This window comes from Dehalococcoidia bacterium (assembly GCA_030018455.1).
Taxonomy (GTDB): Bacteria; Chloroflexota; Dehalococcoidia; order DSTF01; family JALHUB01; genus JASEFU01.
In genome coordinates this window covers 1-4238 of the sequence record JASEFU010000015.1, presented here as the reverse complement: position 1 = coordinate 4238, position 4238 = coordinate 1, and the positions used below count along the sequence as shown (strand labels likewise).

Sequence of the window (4238 nt, the reverse complement as noted above, 5' to 3'; positions counted from 1 at the left end):
GAATCGCATAGTGACACCATTCTAGGTGTCACCAATGTTTCTGAACGAGCACAGGAGCGGCGCGAGGAGCGAATTCTAGCGCGGTTTCTTGACAGTGCGCTTGCGCACGGGGGGAATGCCGGCCTGGGGCGTTGTTTCCGCGGCCTCGGTTATGACTTTGAGGAAGGCGCCCAGAGTGCGCGAGAGCGGCTGCTTCTTGCCGGCGAGCGGGAGCAGGCGGCGCTGGGCGATGAGCCCATCGTGTAGCGCGAGGATAAGACCGGCGGCGGCGGGCGCTTCCACTCTAAGCCGGAAGACGCCGCTCCGCTCCGCCTTCTCCAGGACACCCGTCAGAACGCAGGTCCACCCTTCGTAGGCCTGGTGAAGCATCTCCCGCACCTTTTCGTTGCGCTGGACCTGCGCCCAAAACTCCGGCAGCAGCGCCGGCCAGTTCTCATTCCTATCGTCGTAGCGCAGGAGCGACTCGATGGTCTCGAGCAGCGCGACGGTCGGCGGCTGGGGAGAGCGGTCAAAGGAACGCAAACGCTGGTTCTGTTCTCCCACCCAGGTGGACAACAGTTCGAGGAAGATGGCCTCTTTCGAGTCGAAGTGGAAGTAGTAAGCGCCCTTGGAGTGGCCGGCGGCAAGCGAGATCTCCTCGACGGTGGCGTGATCGTAGCCGTGAAGCGCGAAGACGCCCAGGGCAGCTTCTACCAGGCGTGCGCGCGTCTGTTCTCGTCGTTGCTGTTTTGCCGGAGCGGTACGCCTCACGTGATTCACCTGAGGTTATGTTCGGCCGACTGGCGCGGCACTTCAGTCCCGACCCGGGGGTGCGCGTAACGGACGGCGGTGGTGGTTAGCGGACAAGCGATTAACTGGAATTAGCGGCAGCTTCGCGTCACGACCGGGAGCGAAGGGCGAGGGCCGTCACCTCCGGCCACGCTCGCCTCGGTGCGCCCGCCACCAGGGTGCTAGCCAAAACGCAAAGATTCCACCTCCGCTACCCAAAGCATACCAGTTTCCGGCCTCGGTGGCCAACCACGGTCGGCCGGAGCGTTTCAAGGTCGCCCACTTCTGTAATTCTTTCCCGGCTTCTTTTCACAGGCCCTGTTATGTTTCGGCGTTCTTCTCGTTATTCCTTTGGTTAGCCGAAAGAAGGCTTGCCGCCGGTTAGCAGACCGGCTGTACTCCTAAGACCGAATACGGGCACCGACAAAGGCAAACCCGTTGAAAAACGGGGACGCAAAGCCTCAGACCTACGGCTCGCAAGAGCTAGGGTGGCCTGGGCTGCCGAAAGCCTCGCCGAAGTGAGCCTCCTTCGGTGCGCACATTCAAGGGCATTTGCCGTCGTTGGTGCATTTCCAGCGACGGCTTTTCTTTAGTTATGAGGAGCGTGGAGAGAATGGTGACGAGCGCTAGAGAACAAATGATAGTCAGGCACATGCCTCTGGTGGCATTTGTGGTAGGACGCATGTCTTCCGAAGGCAACGCCGCCGTCGGAGTCGATAAGGAGGACGCGATGGGATACGGCCTCGAGGGTCTCATCCAGGCCGTCGATGCGTTCGATCCCTCCCGCGGCACGACCTTTGCCAGTTTCGCCATCCGCCGCATCCGGGGCGCAATTCTTGACGCGGTCCGCAAGCAAGACCCGCTCCCTCGCTCGCTCCGCAAGAACGCGCGGGAGATCGAGCGGGTCTCGCAGGAACTGGCAGCGCAGCTCGGGCGCTGGCCGACGCACAAGGAGATAGCGCTGCGTATGGGTATCAGCCTGCCGCGCCTGCAGCAGCTTCTCTCGCGCGCCAGTTCGCGCCTGGTCTCCCTGGAGTACTCGCTGGAGGACAAGGCCACAAACGCCAACTACGGCTGGGACCTGGCAGACGAGGACGTCCTGAGCGATCCGGCGCAAGCGGCGGAGAAACGGGCAGCAATCGGCTTCCTTTCGGAGGCCCTCAACATCCTTACCGAACGCGACAAGGCGATCCTCCGGCTGCGCTACGGCGAATCGCGGCCGTTTCACGAGATCGGCCGCATCCTCGGTCTTTCGGAGTCGCGCGTATGTCAGCTCCACAAGCGGATAATCTGCCTGTTGCGGAGGGAGCTTCGCCCGCAACTGGAAGAGGCGGCCTAGGAATGAGGGCCAACGCCGACCGACGGGCAGGCTCAACGCCCGATACGAACGTGCCGATAATATGTCGGAGATGTCCGCGCGAATGGGGTGTGGGTGTGGCTTGCCCAGGAGTACGCATGCGCCGCTCACAAGCACGGAAGCGCAATAGGGATCCGGAACCTATCGGTAATGCAGAAAAGGCAAGAGCAGCGGGAGAACCACAACGGCCTGACCGTTGAGAGGCCGGCTCCAATCGTCGTGCGCCCGGAGATAGGACACGGGACCCATCTGCCGGAGCGCGAGCCCCGAGAGGGAGGGGTCGCGCCTCAGGCGCTGCCGCGGCAGGCGGCGATACTATCGGTCGCGACCTTCATAGGGGGCGTCATCGTTCTTGCCGCCTATGCCCCGCAGTTGCCCCACTCCGGGCTGGTCGGGCTCGTTCTCTTCGCCGTCCTCGCCGCGATATCGGACCGCCTCGGCATCCTGGTCTACAGCGACAGCAGAGTGTCGGTGAGCTTCATTTGTTTGTTCGCCGTCTCCGCGCTCTACGGCCCCGCAGGAGTTTCCATCGCCGCTCCTTTCACAGCTCTGGGTTCGCACCTGCCGAACAACCTGTTCTCCTACCGTTTCATGTTCAATGCCGGAGCCCTCGTCATCGGGAACGGCCTTACCGCGATGGTACTCTGGGCCCTCATCGACCCGCAGGACCTGGCAGTATCTCCGCGGGTGATTATCGCTGCGCTGGCCGCCGCCACCGTTACGTACGGGGTGAATAGTTTCCTCGTCACATCCATCGCCAGTCTCGCTACCGGGCAGAGCGCGTGGTCGATATGGCAGGAGAAGTTCCAGTGGCTGTTCCCGCACTACGTTGTCTTCGGCCTCCTGGGAATCGCCTTCGCCCTCGCGTACCAGATGCTCGGCGTAAGCGGGCTGCTCGCCTTCGCCGCCGGCCCGATCATGATGCGCCTTGCGATTAAGCAGTACGTGGACAAGACGGCGCGCCACGTCGCAGCGCTCAAGCAGAAGAACGAGCAGCTGGAGAAGGCAAACCGCGAGATCCTGGCGATGACCCGCCGCCTGAAGGAGACATACGACGCCACGTTGGAGGCGCTGGCCGCCGCCCTCGACGCGCGCGACCGGGAGACGGCCGGCCACTCGAGCCGTGTCACCGTCTACACCATGAGCATGGCCGAGCGCCTGGGAATCCACAAGAACAGCGATGAGTGGCTGGACATCGAGCGCGCCTCGCTCCTGCACGACGTGGGAAAGATCGGCATCGCCGACTCGATTCTCAACAAGGCCGGCCCCCTTACGCCGGAGGAATGGCAGGAGATGCGCCGGCACCCGGCAATCGGCTACGACATGCTGAAGGACGTCAAGTTCCTCAGCGGGGCCGCCCACATTGTGTACGCGCATCACGAGCGGTACGACGGCAAGGGATACCCGGAGGGACTGAAAGGCGACGACATCCCGCTGGGCGCCCGAATATTCGCGGTCGCCGACGCCTTCGACGCGATGACGTCGGACCGGCCGTATCGCCGGGCGCTTCCCTGGGACAAGGCGCGAGAGGAGATAGTCAACAACAGCGGCATACAGTTCGACCCGATCGTCGTGGAGGCGTTCCTCCAGTGCCTGGAGGAGTGGAAGGAAAGCGTAGAGGAGCGGATGGCGGCCTAGCGCCAGCGCATCCCGGTGGCAGAGAGCGAGGCGAGGCGGAGAGGATGATCCCGCAGGGACGGACTAGCGGGGGCCGGCCACTGCGGTGATTGACGGACTCGGCACCTGACTGTCGACGCCGCGGTGCGTGTCTTCACAGAGTGGGAAGACCGCCCCCGCCGCGCTACTCTTCGGTGGTGCGGTCTTGTCCTCCTAACGCCACCACCAGGAGATCCAGAGGAGGACCGGCGTCTGCGTCGCGGCAACAGCGGCCACGACCAGCGCCGCTGACGCGATGCCTGCTAGTTTCTTCACGATTCGCCTCCATGCCATGCTTGGTTCGAAACCAAATCTGGGGACTGGCTTTCCTCTCCGCTCGCCCCGTTAGATACCGACCCGTCGGTATGCATTATTCACGTCCCTTAGGGCTTTGTCAAGCCCCTGTACTCGTTCAGTACATTGGTGACACTATGCCGTCCGTAGTTGTCGTTCTTCA

The 4238-nt window shown here is 63.0% G+C and carries 3 protein-coding genes and 1 riboswitch; of the genes, 2 read left to right on the top strand and 1 reads right to left on the bottom strand.

What is annotated here, in order from left to right:
• Positions 1-75: 75 nt before the first annotated feature.
• Positions 76-750, bottom strand: a complete 675-nt coding sequence (locus QME71_11095; protein MDI6858845.1) for a TetR/AcrR family transcriptional regulator — start codon at positions 748-750, stop codon at positions 76-78.
• Positions 751-1186: 436 nt separating this feature from the next.
• Positions 1187-1274, top strand: a riboswitch (cyclic di-GMP riboswitch).
• Between the two features lie 107 nt (positions 1275-1381).
• Here QME71_11095 and QME71_11090 point away from each other — a divergent pair.
• Positions 1382-2107, top strand: coding sequence for a FliA/WhiG family RNA polymerase sigma factor (locus QME71_11090; GenBank protein MDI6858844.1), 726 nt, complete (start codon positions 1382-1384; stop codon positions 2105-2107).
• 168 nt (positions 2108-2275) lie between these two features.
• Entirely contained in the window at positions 2276-3763 is a 1488-nt protein-coding gene (locus QME71_11085; GenBank protein MDI6858843.1) for an HD-GYP domain-containing protein, read from the top strand.
• Positions 3764-4238: the final 475 nt, after the last annotated feature.

Excerpts from the sequence above, each read along its gene's own strand:
- QME71_11090 (MDI6858844.1), top strand. The coding sequence starts at position 1,382 with ATGGTGACGAGCGCTAGAGAACAAATGATAGTCAGGCACATGCCTCTG.
- QME71_11085 (MDI6858843.1), top strand. The coding sequence starts at position 2,276 with ATGCAGAAAAGGCAAGAGCAGCGGGAGAACCACAACGGCCTGACCGTT.